Annotated in this window: 13 protein-coding genes; 8 read left to right on the top strand and 5 right to left on the bottom strand. The window is 68.8% G+C overall.

Annotated elements, in window-relative coordinates:
* Nucleotides 1–69: 69 nt before the first annotated feature.
* Complete coding sequence (gene folE / locus ACTXG9_RS14990; protein WP_004141296.1) at nt 70–681, bottom strand: GTP cyclohydrolase I FolE; 612 nt, start codon at nt 679–681, stop codon at nt 70–72.
* Nucleotides 682–1,355: 674 nt separating this feature from the next.
* Here folE and ACTXG9_RS14985 point away from each other — a divergent pair.
* From ACTXG9_RS14985 to ACTXG9_RS14960, 6 genes are all read left to right on the top strand, one after another.
* A complete protein-coding gene (locus tag ACTXG9_RS14985; RefSeq protein WP_012481667.1) occupies nt 1,356–1,811 on the top strand; it encodes a MarR family winged helix-turn-helix transcriptional regulator in 456 nt (151 codons plus the stop codon).
* 108 nt (nt 1,812–1,919) lie between these two features.
* On the top strand, nt 1,920–2,129 hold the full coding sequence (locus ACTXG9_RS14980) for a DUF1656 domain-containing protein (protein ID WP_010487502.1): 210 nt from the start codon (nt 1,920–1,922) through the stop codon (nt 2,127–2,129).
* Entirely contained in the window at nt 2,126–3,043 is a 918-nt protein-coding gene (locus ACTXG9_RS14975; RefSeq protein ID WP_188250461.1) for an efflux RND transporter periplasmic adaptor subunit, read from the top strand. Before ACTXG9_RS14980 ends, ACTXG9_RS14975 begins: the two co-directional genes overlap by 4 nt.
* A complete protein-coding gene (locus ACTXG9_RS14970; RefSeq protein WP_188250462.1) occupies nt 3,040–4,500 on the top strand; it encodes an efflux transporter outer membrane subunit in 1,461 nt (486 codons plus the stop codon). The genes ACTXG9_RS14975 and ACTXG9_RS14970 overlap by 4 nt, the downstream gene beginning before the upstream one ends.
* A 3-nt stretch (nt 4,501–4,503) precedes the next feature.
* Entirely contained in the window at nt 4,504–6,543 is a 2,040-nt protein-coding gene (locus ACTXG9_RS14965) for an FUSC family protein (protein WP_288041356.1), read from the top strand.
* A gap of 94 nt (nt 6,544–6,637) precedes the next feature.
* The gene (locus ACTXG9_RS14960; RefSeq protein WP_288041355.1) at nt 6,638–7,036 is read left to right on the top strand and encodes a hypothetical protein; all 399 of its coding nucleotides are present in this window, start codon (nt 6,638–6,640) and stop codon (nt 7,034–7,036) included.
* 280 nt (nt 7,037–7,316) lie between these two features.
* Here ACTXG9_RS14960 and ACTXG9_RS14955 read toward each other — a convergent pair whose 3' ends face one another.
* The 4 genes from ACTXG9_RS14955 to recC form a co-directional block, all read right to left on the bottom strand.
* Complete coding sequence (locus tag ACTXG9_RS14955; RefSeq protein ID WP_456115720.1) at nt 7,317–7,844, bottom strand: hypothetical protein; 528 nt, start codon at nt 7,842–7,844, stop codon at nt 7,317–7,319.
* A 131-nt stretch (nt 7,845–7,975) separates the two neighbouring features.
* Nucleotides 7,976–9,856: an exodeoxyribonuclease V subunit alpha gene (recD, locus tag ACTXG9_RS14950; protein ID WP_288037466.1), complete on the bottom strand. Its 1,881-nt coding sequence runs from the start codon at nt 9,854–9,856 to the stop codon at nt 7,976–7,978.
* The gene (gene recB, locus ACTXG9_RS14945; protein ID WP_456115721.1) at nt 9,853–13,533 is read right to left on the bottom strand and encodes an exodeoxyribonuclease V subunit beta; all 3,681 of its coding nucleotides are present in this window, start codon (nt 13,531–13,533) and stop codon (nt 9,853–9,855) included. Before recB ends, recD begins: the two co-directional genes overlap by 4 nt.
* Nucleotides 13,530–16,877, bottom strand: coding sequence for an exodeoxyribonuclease V subunit gamma (gene recC, locus ACTXG9_RS14940; protein ID WP_456115722.1), 3,348 nt, complete (start codon nt 16,875–16,877; stop codon nt 13,530–13,532). The genes recB and recC overlap by 4 nt, the downstream gene beginning before the upstream one ends.
* A 189-nt stretch (nt 16,878–17,066) precedes the next feature.
* Here recC and ACTXG9_RS14935 point away from each other — a divergent pair, with 189 nt between their 5' ends.
* Together ACTXG9_RS14935 and ACTXG9_RS14930 are read left to right on the top strand one after the other, a co-directional pair.
* On the top strand, nt 17,067–17,855 hold the full coding sequence (locus tag ACTXG9_RS14935) for an ABC transporter ATP-binding protein (RefSeq protein WP_014039019.1): 789 nt from the start codon (nt 17,067–17,069) through the stop codon (nt 17,853–17,855).
* Complete coding sequence (locus ACTXG9_RS14930; RefSeq protein ID WP_005414955.1) at nt 17,855–18,604, top strand: MlaE family lipid ABC transporter permease subunit; 750 nt, start codon at nt 17,855–17,857, stop codon at nt 18,602–18,604. The genes ACTXG9_RS14935 and ACTXG9_RS14930 overlap by 1 nt, the downstream gene beginning before the upstream one ends.
* Nucleotides 18,605–18,648: the final 44 nt, after the last annotated feature.

Below are 18,648 nucleotides of genomic sequence, written 5' to 3'. Positions count from 1 at the left end.
CCACGGCGGCTGCGTGGGCAGCCGTGGGCATGCCGGCCACCAGGGGCCGGCGCGGTGCGGGCAAACGGCTCAGCGCTTGCCGCCCACTTCGATGAAGCGCAGGAACTCGGCGCGGGTGCGCGCGTCGTCGCGGAAGCTGCCCAGCATCTTGGAGGTGACCATGCTGACGCCGCGCTTGTGGATGCCGCGGGTGGTCATGCACTCGTGGGCGCCTTCGACGACCACGCCGACGCCGATCGGCTGCAGCACGTCCTGGATGCACTGGGCGATCTGCGCGGTCATCTTCTCCTGCACCTGGAAACGGCGGGCGTAGGCTTCGACAACGCGGGCCAGCTTGCTGATGCCCACCACCTTGCCGGCCGGCAGGTAGCCGACATGCACGCGGCCGATGATCGGCGCCATGTGGTGTTCGCAGTGGCTTTCGTACTCGATGTCACGCAGGACGATCAGTTCGTCGTAGCCGGCCACTTCCTCGAAGGTCCGCTCCATGTAGGCGCGCGGGTCGTCGCGGTAACCGCTGAACCAGTCGCCATAGGCTTCGGCGACACGGCGGGGGGTATCCAGCAGGCCTTCACGGGACGGGTCCTCACCGGCCCAGCGCAGCAGGGTGCGCACGGCATCCTCGGCCTGGTCCTGGGTCACGTCGCCCTGCGGGGCGGCCTTTTCGTTGTTCTTGCTCATTGCGTACAGCGTCCCGAACGGGGGGCGAGCATCGTACCCGACCGGGGGGTGGGTCGTCCTGTTGGGACGGTTCATCGGGGGGTTCTTCCGCGCCTCGTTGCTGCTGAGCGAGAGGGGGAAGTGGCAGGCCGGGCAGGACACGCCGCAAGTACGTCCCTGTAGGCTCGGCCACGGCATCCATGCCGTGGACGGTCCTGCCCGGCCTGCCCCTCCCCCTCTCCGACAAATTCCTGCGGGCGCGGCCGGACCGCCCGAAAGCGGGGTCAGAAGCGGAGGTTCATGGCTTCGGAAGCGGCCGCCGCCGCCTTGGTGGGTGCGGACCGCTGGTCCGCACTGCTTCTGCTCTTGCTTCTAAGAGCCAACCCACCGCGCTCGCGGGGTGATGGGAAGGCAGCGGGGGCCGGGCGGGGCAGGACCGTCCGCGGCATGGATGCCGCGGCCGAGCCCCCAAGGGTGAGGGCGCTTTGCTTGCGAGGCATGCCTCGCAAGCGCCCGAACGCACAGCCGCCAGCGGCTGGGCCGGACCCCGGAGGGGGGTTCACGGCGTGTCCTGCACCGTCCGGCCCCCCCTGCCCCACCCGACACCAGGCAGGCGCAACGCTTTCCTCACTACACCCCCCATTCAGAAAAACCTATTGATAGGAATGAAATTAGTAGTATCCTATCTATCTCTTATGGACCGACCTCTCGACGAGCGCACCGTGCTGCAGATGCAGCTCAGCTCCGGCCTGCTGTACGCAGGGCGGCAGTGGCAGCGCCTGGCCGACAGTCGGCTCGGCAGCTACGGCATCTCCACCGCCTGCACCATGCCCCTGCTGATGATCGGCCGCTCCGGCGGTGGCATCCGCCAGGTGGCGCTGGCCCAGCAGCTGGGCATGGAGGGTCCTTCCCTGGTGCGCCTGCTGGACAAGCTGTGCGCCAGCGACCTGGTCCGCCGCGAGAGCGACGCCAGCGACCGCCGCGCCAACCTGCTGTGGCTGACCGACGCGGGCCATGCGCTGGTCAGCGAGCTGGAAGACCAGTTGATCGGCCTGCGCCAGGACGTGTTCGGCGAGCTTTCCATGGATGAACTGCACGCCGTGCTGAAGGCATGGCGCCTGCTGGCCGAGGCCGCCGACCGCATCACGTAAGAGCGCTGCCCCCGAACACCGCCGCTGCCGTGCACACGCCAGCGGCTTTTGCCCGTTGCCGTTGTTCTGTTGTCCCTCCCCTCCCCCACCTCGCCCCCGCCCCTTCCGATGCCCGGTGAATTCAGTCTCCATGGAGTGTTCGTCCCGACCCTGCTCGGGTTGATGTTGTTGGCCTACCTGGTCAACAGCGGCCTGCACGCGCTGCTGCAGCGTGCCGGCGCCTATCGCCATGTATGGCACCCGGCGCTGTTCAACCTGGCGCTGTACGGGATCGTGCTTGGCCTGCTGTTCCACCTCCTGCGTTGGATGCAATCGTGAACAAGATCGTGAAGAAGACCCTGCCCATACTGCTGACCAGCGCAGCCGTGATCGTCGCCCTGCTGGTGCTGCGCCAGCTGTGGGTCTATTACATGGATGAGCCGTGGACCCGCGACGCCCATGTCGGTGCCGACGTGGTGCAGGTGGCACCGGACGTGTCCGGGCTGGTGGAAACGGTGAACGTGGCCGACAACCAGGCGGTGAAGAAGGGCGACGTGCTGTTCGTGATCGACCGCGCGCGCTACCGCATCGCGCTGGAACAGGCCAAGGCCAGCTTGGCCGAGCGCCAGGCCTCGGTGGCGCAGCTGCGCCGCGAAATCGGCCGTGACCGCAGCCTGCAGGATCTGGTCGCCGCCGAGGACGCCGAAGTGCGCCGCGCCAAGCTGCAGGCTGCACAGGCTGCGCTGGGCACCGCACAGGCGGCGGTCGACCTGGCCGAGCTCAACCTGGGCCGCACCGAGGTGCGCGCACCGGCCGATGGCCGGGTCAACGACCGCACCATGCGCGTGGGCGACTACGTGGTGGCCGGCAAGCCGGTGCTGGCGCTGCTGGACACCGGCTCGTTCCGCATCGACGGCTACTTCGAGGAAACCCGCCTGCGCGGCGTGGCCCCGGGGCAGCGCGTGGACATCCGCCTGATGGGCGAATCGGCGCCGCTGCGCGGCCATGTCGAGAGCATCGCCGCCGGCATCGAGGATCGCTACCGCAGCAACGGCAGCACCCTGCTGCCGAACGTGACCCCGGCCTTCGACTGGGTGCGCCTGGCCCAGCGCATTCCGGTGCGCATCGCCATCGACGAGGTGCCCAAGGGCGTGGAACTGATTGCCGGCCGCACCGCGACGGTGACCGTGGACACCGGCCGTCACCCGCACAACGACAAGGTCGGCACCGCGCCGACACAGGCGGGCCTGTGAACGCCACCCTGCCCCGTCTCGGCCTGATCGTCGCGCTGGCCAGCCTGGCCGCGTGCAGGACCGTCGGCCCCGACTATGCGCTGCCGGAAGGCTCGGCGTTCAAGCGCCCGGAGGCCAATGCGGCCTTCATCGATACGCAGAACCCGCAGGTGGCCGCCAACCAGGCGCTGCCCGACCGCTGGTGGTCGCTGTACAACGACCCGGTGCTGGATGGCCTGATCACCCAGGCGCTGCGAGACAACGTCGAACTGAAGGCCGCCGATGCGCACCTGCGCCGTGCGGCGGCGGTATACGAACAGGCGCTGGACGCCGGTGGCTTCGAGTACGAAGCCGAGGCCGGGGTCAGCCGCGCGCAGCTGTCGGCCGAATCGTTCCTGCAGGAGCACGAGCTGCCGGTGATCAACCTGGCCGATGGCAAGTTCGCGGTCAGCTACCAGTTCGACCTGTTCGGCAAGCTCAAGCGCGGCGCCGAAGCGGCGCGTGCCGACGAGCAGTCGGTGGCGGCGGCACGCGATCTGGCCCAGGTCAGTGTGGTCGCCCAGGTGGCCGACAGCTACCTGGAAATCTGCCATGCCAACCACGAACTGCACGTGGCCGAGCATTCGCTGCAGCTGCAACAGCGCAGCCGCACCGTTACCGAGCGCCTGATCGCGGCTGGCCGTGGCACGCCGCCGGAGCTGGCCCGCGCCAATGCCCAGGTGGCGCTGCTGGAAGCTGCACTGCCGCCGCTGCATGCGCAGCGCTCGGCGGCCGCCTATTCGCTGGCCGCCCTGCTCGGGCAGACCCCGGGCCAGCTGCCGACTGGCGTGATCGACTGTGCACACGCCCCCGGCCTGGCGCAGCCCCTGCCGGTCGGTGATGGCCGTGCGCTGCTGCAGCGCCGCCCGGACGTGCGCCAGGCCGAACGCAAGCTGGCCTCGGCCACCGCGCGCATTGGCGTGGCCACCGCCGAACTGTATCCGGACATCCGCCTGGGTGCCTCGGTGGGTGCCGCCGGCCTGCTGGAAGACTTCGGCACGCCGATGACCCAGCAATGGTCGATCGGCCCGCTGATTTCGTGGACGTTGCCGTCGTCGGGCACGCACGCGCGCATCCACGCCGCCGAAGCCGGTGCCGACGCGGCGCTGGCCGAGTTCGACCACACGGTCCTGCAGGCGCTGCGCGAGACCCAGACCGCGCTGGACCGCTATGCGCAGGACCTGCGCCGGCTGCAGTCGTTGCGCATCGCGCAGGAGCAGGCCGCGCTGGCTGCCGAGCAGAACCGCCGGCTGTACCAGGGCGGCCGCACGCCGTACCTGTCCAGCCTGGATGCCGACCGCAGCCTGGCCACCAGCGATGCCACGCTGGCGGCCGCCGAAGCGCAGGTCTCGCGCGACCAGATCCATCTGTTCCTGGTGCTGGGCGGTGGCTGGCAGGCAAGCGCCACCGCGCCCAACGCCTCGACCGCAGCGAAGTAAGCCATGAACGCGCTGACCGACCGCCAGGCCTGGCTGTTCTCGATCAAGACCTACCTGGCCGCAGTGGCCGCGCTGTACATCGCCATGGCCGGCAACCTGTCGCGCCCGTACTGGGCGATGGGCACGGTGTACATCGTCAGCCAGCCGCTGCTGGGCCCGACCCGGGCCAAGGGCGTGTACCGCATCGTCGGCACCCTGGTGGCCGGCCTGGCCACCCTGCTGGTGCTGCCGGCACTGGTGGAAACGCCGCTGGTCCTGAGCGCGGCCATGTCGATCTGGCTGGCCGGCTGCCTGTTCATGGCCCTGCTCAACCGCGGCCCGCGCGGCTACGCGTTCCTGCTGGCCGGCTACACCACCGCCTTCATCGGCTTCCCCGCAGTGACCTCGCCGGAAACCATCTTCGACACGGTGGTGGCGCGCAGCGAGGAGATCATCCTCGGCACGGTGGTGGCGGTGCTGTTCGCCTCGCTGCTGTTCCCGGCCTCGGTGCGGCCGATGCTGCGCGCCCGCATCGGCAACTGGATGGAGGACGCCGCGCAGTGGTGCCGGCAGATCCTGGAACGTGGCCGTGCACACGTGCCACGCAACCGGTTGGCCGCCGACCTGGTGCAGTTCGAGGCATTGATCGAGTTCCTGCGCCGCGACGACCCGCGCCATGCCGGTTCGGCAGTGTCGATGGAGCGGCTGCGCGAACGCATGCTGCTGCTGTTGCCGGTGCTGTCCTCGATTGCTGACCGCCTGAGCGCGCTGCGCACCGATGGCCAGGCCCTGCCTGAAGGTTTGCCGGCGCTGGTCGATGACATCCACGACTGGCTGGACGGCCCGACCAACGCCAGTGAGTACGCGCGGCTGCGCGCGCGCATCAGCGCGCTGAAGCCGCAGGTGGACCGCGACCTGCAGCACCTGCAGCTGGCCAGCCTGCTGCTGCGCCTGGAGGAGCTGGTGGACCTGTGGCAGGACTGCCGCACCCTGCAGCACGCGATCGATCAGGGCACCGCGCCGCTGGACCGCGCGCACTATCGCATCCGCACCGAACGGGTGGCCGCCGACAGGCACGTCGACTACGGCATGGCACTGTTCTCCGCGCTCAGTGCCGGCGTGGCACTGATGAGCTACTGCGTACTGTGGATCGCGCTCGGTTGGGAGGGCGGTGGCAACGGCGCGATGATGGCGGCGGTGACCGCCGCGTTCTTCGCCGCACAGGACGATCCGGCACCGAGCATGGTGTCGTTCCTGGTGTGGGCGATGGTCGCCTCGGTGGTGGCCGGCGTGTACCTGTTCGGCGTGTTCCCGGCCGTGCACGACTTCGGCCTGCTGGCACTGGTGCTGGCGGTGGCGTTCCTGCCGCTGGGGCTGATGCTGCACCACCCCAAGAGCGCGTTGTTCGCGCTGCCGCTGACGGTGAACCTGGCCGCGCTGTTGAGCCTGCAGAACACCTACAGCGCCAACATCCAGACCTTCCTCAACTCGTCGATCGCGATGTTCATCGGCATTGGCTTTGCAGTGGTGATGACCCGCCTGTTCCGTTCGGTAGGTGCCGAGTGGACCGCACGCCGGCTGGTGCGGCAGGGCTGGACCACGCTGGCCGAAGCCGCCGAAGGACGTGGCCAGCAGGATCGGCAACGCTTCGCCGCACGCATGCTCGACCTGCTGGGCCTGCTCGCACCGCGCCTGGCAGCGACGCCGGAGGGCAGCGACATCGCCTCCGTGGACATGCTCAACGAGGCGCGCATCGGCCTGAACATCCTGCAGCTGCGTCGTGCACGGCTGGAACTGCCCGAGCGCAGCCGCGAAGCCGTCGAGCACATCCTGGAAGAGATCGCTGGGCACTACCGGCGGCAGATCGCGGCGCGCAAGCCGATTGCTGCAGACCAGGCACTGCGCGAGCGGTTGGATACCTCGCTGGGACGGGTCGGCAGCGTGGCCGCCTGCAAGGCGCGCGACGAGGCGCTGATGGGCCTGATCGGGCTGCGCTTTGCGTTGTTCCCGGAGGCGAAGGCGTTGGCGCCGGGATGGGTAGGCGCCGAATCGCCGTCCGTGTAATGCGATCCGCCAGGCGCGGTCCGGCGCTACCATCGTGGCCCGGTAGCGCCGGGCCATGCCTGGCGGCCACTCGCAATCCCCACAGGACGGTTCAATGAGTTACGACATGATGGTGTTCGAGGCCAGCGCGGCCCCGCGCGAAGCGGCGGCCTTCATCGCCTGGTTCGAGAAGCAGACGCAGTGGAACGAGCGCCACGAGTACGACGACCCGGCGGTCAGCAGCCCGGCGCTGCAAGTGTGGTTCGCGGAGATGGCGCAGGACTTCCCGCCGTTGAACGGCCCGTTGAGCAACGACGATGACGATCGTGCCGAAGTGACCGAGTACAGCATCGGCCGGCAGGTGATCTACGGCGCGTTCGCCTACTCGGTGGCCGAGCGCGCGCATGGCCGCGTTCAGGACCTGGCCGAGAAGCACGGCGTGGGCTTCTTCGATGTGAGTGCCGATGAAGCGGCGATCGTGTTCCCGGATGGGTTGGTGCTGATCGCGGAATGACGGGGGCGGCAGGGCTGCGCCCTGCACCTGCCGAGGCAACGTCAACGTCAAAAGCGGGTGTTCCTTGGGATGGCGGGGTGGGTCCGGTTGAGGGGGACGCCGTAAACCCATCCATGGGGGCTTGGTCGCGGCATCCATGCCGCTCACACCCCCTCAACCGGACCCACCCCGCCTTCGACAGTTTCCTGCGGTCTGCAGTAGATCCACGCCATGCGTGGATGAGCGTGGAAATGATCGAAGTACGCTTTTGTAGAGTCGAGCCATGCTCGACTGCTTCTGGCTAGCGATTCAGGAACAGATCGACCGCTTCATCAGCCTCGTAAGCAGTTATCTGCCCAAGCATCCGCGCGACACCCGTGTTCTCATGGGCCAGGGCAAGCGTTGTCAGCAACGCTGAACTCATACTCTTGTCATGTTTATCGAGGATTACGCTTGCGGCGAAGCATGCAAGGTTCTGGAGCGCTTCTGAGTACTGAGGCTCCACGGATTCAGGAATTGAGATTCCAGCCTCCCTCCGCTCGACTTCGATCTTGACCGGCAGCCCAACAAAGTCAAACATCAAGAGCTCTGGCTGCTGCAGAAGCACGTCAACAATATGCGGCACCGCTGCAAACGAAGCGCTGTAGACATCCCCTTGATGGCACAAGCTACTCCACAATTCCTCCCAGGTGTCTTCAATCGAATCGTCTTCCGATCTCTCCCCCTTTGGAATACTCAGATTGGCCAACAGCTCCGGAATGTCATCCGCAGCCCCATAGGCATGCTGTAGTTCGGCCCAGCGTGGGTCATCCAGGGCGATAAGCGCCATGTGCCGGTTCCTGTGTCGTGGGATAGCAACGCAGGATAGGTAGCGCCGACGGCGTCATCAAAGGGCAAATGCGACATCGGGGCGACCGGGGTCAGAGCCCGTTCCCGGTGGGAACGGGATCCGACCCCCGTTCAGAACAACTGGCCCTGCACCGTGGGTTGCTCGATGGGTGCCGGTGCTTCGGCCGCCTCCTCCGCACCCAGCCGCCAGGCCAGACCACCGAGGCGGCTGGCATGCCGCTTCAATGCGGCCTGCAGCACCTCTGCGCTGCCCGCCACATGCAGCACCTGGCGGGCACGGGTCAGGCCGGTGTAGACCAGCTCGCGCGACAGCACGCGGCTGTCCTGGCGTGGCAGCTGCAACCACACTTCATCGAACTCCGAGCCCTGTGCCTTGTGCACGGTCATCGCAAAGGCGCTTTCGTGCGCGGGCAGTGCTGCGGGGTGGAAGGCGCGTGGTTGGTCGACGGTATCGCCGGGGAACCAGGCCACCATCGCGCCGCTGCCATCGCGCAGGCAGATGCCGATATCGCCGTTGAACAGGCGGTGCCGGTAGCTGTTCTCGGTGACCAGCAGCAGGCGGCCCTGGAAGTAGCCAGGGGTGTTGCCTGCCAGCAGCTGTTCGATACGGCTGTTGAGCCCGCGCGCGCCCTGCGGGCCTTCGCGCAATGCGGTCAGCACGCGCAGGCGCCCGGCCTGCTGCAGGGCACTTACCGGATCAGCGGCCTCGGCCAGCGCGCGCCAGTGGCCGAGCAGATGCTCGCGTTGGCCACGCAATGGATCGGCTTCGCCTTCGTGGAAATGCACGCCCGCCAGAGACCCGCCGCGCAGCAGCTGCAATGCGGTGCTGCTGTCGCCTTCGCGCACGGCATGCGCCAGCGGCGCCAGGTCCAGCGCATCACTCTGACGGTAACCGCGCTGCAGCTGCACGCGGCGGCCAGCAAAGGCGCGTGGTGCCGCCTGCGGCTGCAAGGTGGCCGGCGCCAGCAGACCATGCAGTGCCTGCGCGTCGTCGGCGCGGGTGCCGATGCCATCGCCGCTGGCGCGCAGGATCGCGCTGAGTACGTCGCCGGCTTCCACCGACGGCAGCTGGTCCGGGTCGCCGAGCAGGATCAGCCGGGTGCCACTGGCGATCGCATCGACCAGCTTGGCCATCATCGGCAGATCGATCATCGACGCTTCGTCGACCACCACCACATCCACCGGCAGTGGATTATCAGCGTGGTGGCGGAAGCGCGGTGAATCGGGAATCACGCCGAGCAGGCGATGCAGGGTGGTGCCGGTACTGGGCAATGCCGCGCACAACGTCGCATCCACTCCTTGTTCCTGCAGCCGTTGCACGGCTACGCGGAGGCTCTCGGCCATGCGCTCGGCAGCGCGACCGGTCGGCGCGGCCAACGCCACCTCGGGCAGCGGCTGGCCGGCATGCCGGGCCTGCGCCGCCAGCAGCAGCAACAGGCGCGCGATGGTGGTGGTCTTGCCGGTGCCGGGGCCGCCGGTGACCAGTGCCAGCGGATGGCGCAGGGTCACGCCGGCTGCGCGTGCCTGGTGGTCCTCGCCGCCCAATGCCTGCGGGAACAGCTGCGCGAACAGCGGTGCCAGCGCGGCCATGTCCGGCGGCGGCAGCGGATGCCGGCCGATGCGCTGCAGCCCGGCCGCCAGCTGCCGCTCGTACTCGCGGTAGCGGCGCAGGTAGAGCAGGCCGTTTTCCAGCACCAGCGGCGCGTCCTCGGCGATGGCATCGGCCTGCTCCGGCGTCGCCACCCACGGCGATGCACGCAGCTGTGCCAGCCAGTCGTGCGCGGCAGGCCACTCGGGCACGCCGTCCAGCAACCGCTGCGGCTGAGCCGGATCAAACCCGGCGTGGCCCTGCGACACCGCCAGCGAGGCCAGCGCCGCCGCCAGCGCCACGCTCTCGGGCGTGTCGTCGCGCAGCCGCTGCAGGCTGGTCGCCAACGCGTGATCAAGGGTGCGCAGCTGGCCCTTCTGATGCAGTTCCTTCAGCAGGCTCATGCGCTGGCTCCACGGGCACGTGCGGCCAGTTCGGCCTGGGCCTGCTCGCCACCGGCAAACAACGCATCCAGTGCATCCACCAACGCCAGCGGGAAACGGTCCACATGCACGCCATTGCCGGTGCCATCCAGGCCGCGGCAGAACAGGTAGCGGATGCCGCCCATGTCGCGCTCGTAGTCGTAGGCCGCGCCCAGGCGGAAGCGCAGCCAGCGATGCAGGGCCACGGTGTAGATCAGCGCCTGCAGGTCGTATTCGCTGTGGCGCATGGCAATGGCCAGCAGGTCCGGGCTGTAGCCGGGCAGGCGGTTGGATTTGTAGTCGAGCACGTACCAGCGCCCGTCGCGCACGTAGGTCAGGTCGATCATGCCGGTCATCAGCCCTTCCAGGCGGCGGCGCTGGCCGAAGCCGCGCCGGCCACTGGAAATGCCGTGCGCATGCAGCACCTGCAGCAGCGCCGGCACCGTGGTTGGTTCGATGGCGAAATGGAAGTCGATTTCGGCGCGGCGCTCGCCTTCTCCCAGGCTGTGCAGCGCGCCGCCTTCGGGCAGCGGCACGGTCAGGGTGTGGCCAACCAGCGGCACCAGCACCGCCACGCCGTCGTCCAGGTCGACGTCGGCATAGCCTTCGTCGTGCAGCGCCTTGCGCAGTACCTCGGCCTGCCCCTCGGGCGCTTCCAGGCCCGGCTGCCAGTCAGCCCATGCAGCAAAGTTGACGTTCTCCATTGCCCCATGCAGCACGTTGCCGAAGCGACTGCCCATGAAGCGCGGATCGAGCGGGGCGTTGTCCTCGGCGGCCGCGGTGGGTTCAGGCAGCGCCGGTTCCAATGGCAGTTCCGGGCCGGCCGGTTCGTCGGCGGCCGGTGCCGGCAGCTCGGTGGCGGCCGCTTCGATATCGCTGCCAACGCCTGCATCTGCGTGGGCCAGCTGGGTAAAGCTGTACACCCACCAGTCGTGCGGCACGCGCCGGGTCAGTGCACGCACCGCCGGAAGGTCACCTTCCACTTCGGCCGCCAGCTGCGGCAGCGCGGCCGGTGCATCACTGTCATCGATGTGCACATCGGCGTGTGCGCGCAGCGCCTGCAGGTCGCCCAGCAGCGGCGCCAGACGCGTCTTGCCCAGCCCGGCCAGATCACCCACGGCGATCCACAGCGCGTGCTCGGCACGGGTCAGTCCCACATACAGCAGGCGCGCATCCTCGGCGCGCTGCTCGCGTTCGCGCTGCGTGGTGGCCGCTTCCCAGGCCTCGTCCTTGTCCAGCTTCCAGTGCAACTGGCGCTGGCCGCCGACGTGCACGGTGCAGTGCGAGGCCGTGTTCGGTGCGCCGCCGTCGATGCCGACGAAGGGCAGGAACACCAGCGGATACTCCAGGCCCTTGCTCTTGTGCAGGGTGATGATCTGCACGCGGCGCGCATCCGATTCCAGGCGCAGCAGCTGCTGCTCGTCATTCTGGTCGGCGCTGGCCATCTGCCCCTGCAGCCAGTCCAGCAGGCCATGCATGCCCAGCGCCTGCGCCGAGGCCTCCTGCAGCAGTTCACCCAGCTGCAGGTAATTGGTCAGGCGGCGCTCGCCATCGATCAGCGCCAGCAGACGCTCGCCCTGCGCGGCACAGACATCGGCGATCACCGCGAACGGCCCGCCGCGCTGCCAGCGCTCTCGCCAGTGCAGCAGCTGCGCCTGGAACCCGCGTTGCAGGTCGCCGTCGCGTTCCATCGCCGCAATCGCACTGGCGCGCTGGCCGAGCAGTACCGTGGCCAGCGCTGCGCGCAGGCGGCCCTCGTCGGCCGGTTGCAGCAGTGCCAGCAGCAGCGCACGCAGATCACGCGCTTCAGGCGTGGAAAACAGGCTCTGTTTGCCGGCTGCCACTGCCGGAATGCCGACCGCGGCCAGTGCGCGCTGCACCAGGGTGGCCTCGCGATGCGAGCGCACCAGCACCGCGATGTCACCGGGCTGCACCGGGCGCCCACGCAACACGGCATTGCCCGCACGCGCCTCGACCAGGATCTGGTGAATCGCGGCCACGCAGGCCTGGGTCGCCGCATCGCGCGAGGCATCGGCGCTCATCGCCTTGTCACCGCCACTGCGCAGCACGCGCAGGGTGAGCGCCGCGGCGGCATGGCCGTCGCGCTGGTAGTCCGCATCGCTGCGCACGCCACCGGGCCGCACCGGCTCGAACTGGATGTCGCGTTCGAGGAAGGCGTCTTCGCCAGCGTTGTCGTACAGCGCCTGCAGCGCGCGCAGCACAGCGGGTCGCGAGCGGAAGTTCTGGTCCAGTACCGGCGCCTGCTGCGCCACCTGCTTGGCCTTCAGGTAAGTGTGGATATCACCGCCGCGGAAACCGTAGATCGCCTGCTTGGGGTCGCCGATCAGGAACAACGCCGGTGCCAGGTCCAGCTCGCGCACCTCCGGCGAATCACCGAACACGGTGTGGAAGATGCCCCACTGGCGATCGTCGGTATCCTGGAACTCATCGACCAGCGCGATGCGGTACTGCGCGCGCAGCTGCCTGACCAGCGTCAGTCGCTGCGGGCCTTCCAGGGCGAGCGCTACGCCATCGATCAGATCGTCGTAGGTCTGCACCCGGCGGATGCGCTTCAGTGCCTGCAGCCGCTGCGTGGCGTCGGCGCGAAGCGCGTGCAGGAAATTCAATGCGGTGGCACGCAACCAGGCATCGCGTTCGGCCAGCAGCACGACATAGCGCGCCAACGGTGCCTGCAATGGCGACGACGGCGTGCGCTCGGCGAATTTCTTGTTGGTCTTGGCGGCCAACGCCTCCGGCAGCAGCGCCGGCAGGCGTTCGCTGATCAGCAGCTCGCGCGGGTCGGCGCGCTCGGCCCAGGCCAGCAGCTGCCGGCCCAGCGGATGCAGCCAGCCCAGCTTGTAGGACACGCCGTTGAGCCACTTGTTGTCGACGGCATCGCACAGGTCGATGAAGAACTGCTCGCCATGCTCGCGCAACGCCTGCTGCAGTTCGGCGGCGGTGGCCTGCAATGCTGGGTGTGGATCGGCCAGCGCCACCGGCCGTGGCAACGGGTGCAGAGGCGGCGTAGCCAGCAACGCGCGCAGATCGGCCGCCAGCGCATCCGGGTTGGACCACAGCCAGGTCAGCGGCTCCAGCGTGGCCGGGTCGTTGGCATGCACGCGCCACAGATCGGCCGCGAGCTCCTCCAGCAGCTCACGGTCGCTGGCCAGCAGTTCCGGCGGATCAAAGGTGTGGCCGCTTTCCAGCGCATGCTCGCGCAGCACGCGGGTGCAGAAGCCGTGGATGGTGAAGATGGACGCCAGGTCGATCTCGTCTGCGGCCACCTGCAGGCGGCGTTTCAGTGCGGCGGCGCTCTCGGTGCCGCCCTGCAGATGGCGCTGCAGCACGTCGCGGGTCAATCGCACCTCCGGTGCTTCACCGTCGGCCGCTTCCAGGTCGACCAGGCGCGCGGCCAGCGCCAGGCGCTCGCGGATGCGCTTGCGCAGTTCCTGGGTGGCGGCATCGGTGAAGGTCACTGCCAGGATCTGGCCGATGCGCAGGCCCTGCTCCACCACCAGGCGGGTGAACAGCGTGGCCAGGGTGAAGGTCTTACCGGTGCCGGCGCTGGCTTCGATGAGGCGGATGCCGTCCAGCGGCAGGGCCAGGTAGGGATCACGGCTGAGGGATTCGATGCCGTCTTCGGCGATGGCGGTGTTCATGCGTTGCCCTCCTGGCGTGCTTCGGCGCCGAGAGCGCGGCCTTCGCGCACCGCGCTGAAGACCACCTGGCTGTTGCGCAGCAGGTCGGCATAGCCGGCGTCGGTGGCAAATGGATCGGCACCCCGCAGCAGCAGCTGCCAGGCGTCGCTGCTGGATTCACCCCAGCTGCGGTCGCTGCCGTGCCACTGCTTCCAACCTTCGCTGCGCTGCTTTTCTGCCGGCGCGTTGTACAGCACCCAGCCGGTGTACGGGGCAAAGCGCAGCGGCTCGCGCAGGCCACGCTGGCGCAGCTGCAGCAGCGCACGCAGCGCCGCACGTGCAGCGGGAACGCTCAGTGCCGGCAGTACATGCGGGCCGGGACCGGCGTCGCCACCATCATGGAACTGCACAAGCGGCAGCGCATCGCCCGCCGCGTTCGCCAGCAGCCAGTCCAGGCCGTGGCGGATCACTGCATTGCCATTGAGTGTGCCGGCACGCAGGCGCACCAGCCCTTCGGGATGCCGATCGGCCACGCGGCCATGCAGGCGCACGCCATCGACGTCCACTTCGTAGCGACGGCTTTCCAGTGGTTCGCCCTGCATCCAGCCCAGCAGCGCACTGGCATACGGGCGTGTCTTCAACTGCTCTACCTCGAACTGGCGCTCGCCCAATGGACCCGACGGCAGCAGGCCACGCGCGCGCAGCCGCGGGTACAACGGCTCGGCATCGCCGCTGAGCGTGGCGCGTACCACCGCCGCCTGCACGCTGCGCTTTTCCGGTCCGCGCGCGGACAGCACCAGCGGTTCCAGGTCATCCACCTCCTCCACCTCGTCGGCCAGGCGCAGGCCCAGCGACTGAGCGAGGAACTGTCCGGCCGGGTCGCACAGGAAACGACGCAGGGTATCGAGTGCGACCTCGTCTTCCACCGCATCGTCGAGCGGCGGCGGCAACGGTGCATCGAACCACGGCTGCAGGCCACCGCGCTGGCCGGTCAGGCGACCGGCGGCCGGATGCCACTGGGGGCGATAGCTGAAGCGGCGTGGATCGCCATCACCGAACGCGGCTGGCGAGAACGGCTGCAAGGCGTGACGCACGGTGAAGTCGCGGACCGCAGCAGTCGGATCGAGGTGATATGCGGCGGCGGCATCGATCAGTTCGCTGACCAGTACCGACGGCTCACGTACGCTGCCATCGCGCGGATCGGCGCCGAGATAGCTGAGATAGAACACCTCCTGCGCGGCCGCGAACAGCTGCAGGAACAGGAAGCGGTCATCCTCGCGGGTGGAGCGGTCGCCCGGACGGCGGCGCGGCGTATCCAGCTCGGCGGTGAGCTGGTTGAGGCCCGCGGCCGGGTCCCGGCGCGGGAAATCGCCATCGTTGAGGCCGAGCACGCAGATCACCCGGAACGGCAGCAGCCGCATCGGCACCATGCGGCCGAAGCTGATGCCACCGGTCAGCAGCGGTGCGCGCGTATCGGCCTCCCCCAGTACGCCGGCGAAGTGCGAACGCACCACCTCCGGCGGCACGCCGTCTTCGAAACCGGCCTTGGCGGCATCGTCGGCGAACTGGTTGAGCAGCTTGCGCAGGCGCTCCAGCGCGCGCTGGCTGTTGGGTGAACCGGGCGCGGTGGGCAGCAGTGCATCCAGCAGCGACAGCAGGCGTTGCCGCCACTGCGCCGGTGTCAGCAGCTCGCCGAGGCGTCGCTGGTAGACCGCCAGCACGCGCAGCAGGCGCAGCAACCGGTCCAGCGCGTCCAGCGCGCCGCCTTCCAGTTCGATCCACGGCGCCACGCCGGCCACGTCGGCCTCGCTGCCGGTGGCATGGCCGAGTACCAGGCGATCCAGCGCGAACTGCCAGGTGTAGGCGTCGTCGGCCGGTGCCTGGTGCTGGTTGCGGTGTCTTGCGTCCAGGCCCCAGCGTGCGCCGGCCTGCTGCAGCCAGCCATGCAGGCGGTCGAAGTCCACCGCTTCCAGCCCGGCCGCTTCGGACAGCGGCGCGCTGGCCAGCAGGTCCAGCACTTCGTTCAGGCCAAAGCGCGAGACCGGCAGGCCCAGCAGATGCACGAACACATCGGCCAGCGGCTCGCCCGCCAGCGGACTGCTGTCGGCCAGCGCATACGGAATGTGTTCCTCCTCGCCGCCGCGACCGCCGAACACCGCTTCCAGGTACGGCACATAGGGATCGATGTCCGGCGCCAGCACCGCGATCTCGCGCGCCTGCAGCGGCGGGTCGAAGCGCGGGTCCTGCAGCAGGCTGCGCAGCTGGTCGTGCAGTACCTGCAACTCACGCAGGCGGGTGTGGCAGGCGTGTACCTGCAGGCTGGGGTCGTCGCTGCGCAGGCCGTCGCGCAGTTCACCCGAGGGCAGCGCGCGACGGTGGAACAGGTCACGCTGCAGGCGATGCAGCAGGCTGTCGGACAGGCCACCTTCGTCCAGGCTTGGCCGGGTGTCTTCTTCCGGATCCGAATAGGCGGCGATTTCGCCGGCCGGATGCACCACCTCGTAACTGCCCAGCACCGCCATGAAGTCGCGCCCGGCCGCACCCCACGCTTCCAGCAGCCGGTTCTCGCCGGCCGCTTCACCGAAGGGATCCGGTGCGCCACTGCGCAGGCGCTCGGCCAGCGTCTGCAGATCTCCCCAGTACGACTGCACCGGGGTGGGCATGTAGAAGTGCAGCTCGCCCACCCGGGCCTGGGTGGCCATCACCCGCAGCACGTCGGGCGAGATGTTGAGCGTCGCGAACGCGGACATGCGCGGCGGCAGGCCTTGCGGCAGCGGCTGGCCGGCGCCTTCGAAGCGGTCCAGGTACTCCTGGATGCGGCGGGCGCGGTAGTCGTGGCCCCGGGTGATGGTGCGCCACAGGATTGCCTGCGGATCGGCCGGATCGGCCCCCGCCGCCCAGCGCAGCAGCCAGTCACGCCGCCAGGCCTGGTACTTCTCGAACACCGAGGCCAGCTCGCCGGCCAGCGCCCACGGCTTCAGAGCATCATCGCCGGCAAGATACGACTGCAGCGCGCGCATCGGTGGCTGCGCCAGCAGCGACGGATCGCGCAGCGCCTGGTACAGCTTCCAGTGCAGGCCGGCCGCGTCCAGATCGTCCTGCTCGCCGCTGACGTTGGCCTTCAGCGCCCGCGCCACGAACTCGCCGGGGGTCAGGAACTGGAGGTTGGCGGCGACGCCGAATTCCGCGGCCAGTGTCGCCTGCAGCCAGCGCCGCATCGCCACCTGCGGGATCAGCACCACTTCCGGCGCCAGCAGCGGCTGGCCCTGCACCGGCACACGCACGTTGCGCGCCAGCAGCGCGGCCAGCACGTCCAGGGAATTGGAATGGTAGAGGCGGAAATCGCTGCCCGGGTCACTCATCATGCACAGTGTGCAGCACGGCAGGCAGTATTCAATGGTTGGCACGCCAGCGGTACGGATTGTTCCGGCCCGCCGACCGATTGTCCCGGCCTACGCGAGGCCTTGCCGTGCAACAATACTGGACCGTCCAGTCTGCTTATGTTCAGCCGACGGGCCCGATCCTTCGATGTCTAAAAAACGTTAATGGTGCCCATGTCGGCTTCCACCTCCAGTCTGGTGCAGTTATCCAACGTCCGCATCGACCGGAGCGGGCGCACGATCCTGCGCGACGTGTCGCTGCAGGTGCCCAAGGGCAGCATCACTGCCGTGCTCGGTCCGTCCGGCAGCGGCAAGTCGACCCTGCTGGCGGCGCTGACCGGCGAACTGCGCCCGGTCGCCGGCGAGGTCACCCTGTTCGGCAAGCCGATCCCGCATGACAGCGGCGCACTGCTGGAAATGCGCAAGAGCGTGGGCGTGCTGCTGCAGGGCAATGGCCTGCTGACCGACCTCACTGTGGCCGAAAACGTCGCCCTGCCGCTGCGCACGCACACCCGCCTGCCGACCGCCGTGCTGCGCCGCCTGGTGGAAATGAAGCTGCATGCGGTGGGCCTGCTGGCCGCCGCCGATGCCTGGCCGCGCGAGCTGTCCGGCGGCATGGCGCGCCGTGTGGCGCTGGCCCGTGCGCTGGCGCTGGACCCGCCGCTGATGATCTACGACGAGCCGCTGACCGGGCTGGATCCGATCGCCTCCGGGGTGATCATGAGCCTGATCCAGCGCCTCAACCACAGCCTGGGCCTGACCAGCATCATCGTCAGCCACCACGTGCACGAGACCCTGCCGATCTGCGACCAGGTGATCGCGATCGCCAATGGCGGCATCGTGTTCCAGGGCACGCCCGAGGCGCTGCAGTCCAGCCAGGACCCGCTGCTGCGGCAGTTCCTGCATGGCCAGCCCGATGGCCCCATCCCGTTCGATGCCGCGCCGCGCGCGAGGGTCGCCTGATGCCGTTCGTCCAAGCCACCCGTTCGCTTGGCCGCGCCGGCCTTTTCTCGCTGACCGTTTTGCGCGGTTCGCTGCCCACGCGTGATTTCCTTGCCGAGCTGACCCGCGAGATCTACAAGATCGGCGCGCGCTCGCTGCCCATCATCGCCGTCGGTGGTGCCTTCGTCGGCCTGGTGCTGACCCTGCAGGGCTACCGCACGCTGACCACCTTCGGTGCGGCCGACGCGCTGTCGACCCTGCTCGGCCTGTCGCTGTACCGCGAGCTGGCACCGGTGCTGACCGCGCTGCTGTTCATCGGCCGCGCCGGCAGCTCGATCGCGGCCGAACTGGGCCTGATGCGTGCCACCGACCAGATCAAGGCGCTGGAGCTGATGGCGATCGACCCGGTGGCCAAGGCGGTAGCGCCGCGCTTCTGGGCGGCGGTGCTGACCGTGCCGTTGCTGACCGGCATCTTCTGTTCGCTGGCGATCAGCGCCAGCTACTTCGAAGCCGTGCACGTGCTGGGCCTGGACAACGGCGTGTTCTGGTCGGCGCTGCGCAACAGCGTGGATTTCTGGGACGACTTCGGCGTGGCGATGCTGAAGTCGGCGATCTTCGGCGGCACTGCCGCGCTGGTGGCCGCCTATGTTGGTTTCCACGCCGAGCCGACCATTGAAGGCACTTCGGTGGCGACCACCCGTGCGGTGGTCAACGCCTCGCTGCTGGTGCTGATGTTCAACTTCGTGCTGTCGGCAATGTTGTTCACCTAACCCCTCCACCGGCGGTGCGCAGGCGCGCGCGGCCACCACGACTC

The organism is Stenotrophomonas maltophilia group sp. LNF247, assembly GCF_054083135.1.
Note: the sequence above shows the minus strand (reverse complement) of the source record. Positions and strands in the feature narration are given on the sequence as shown.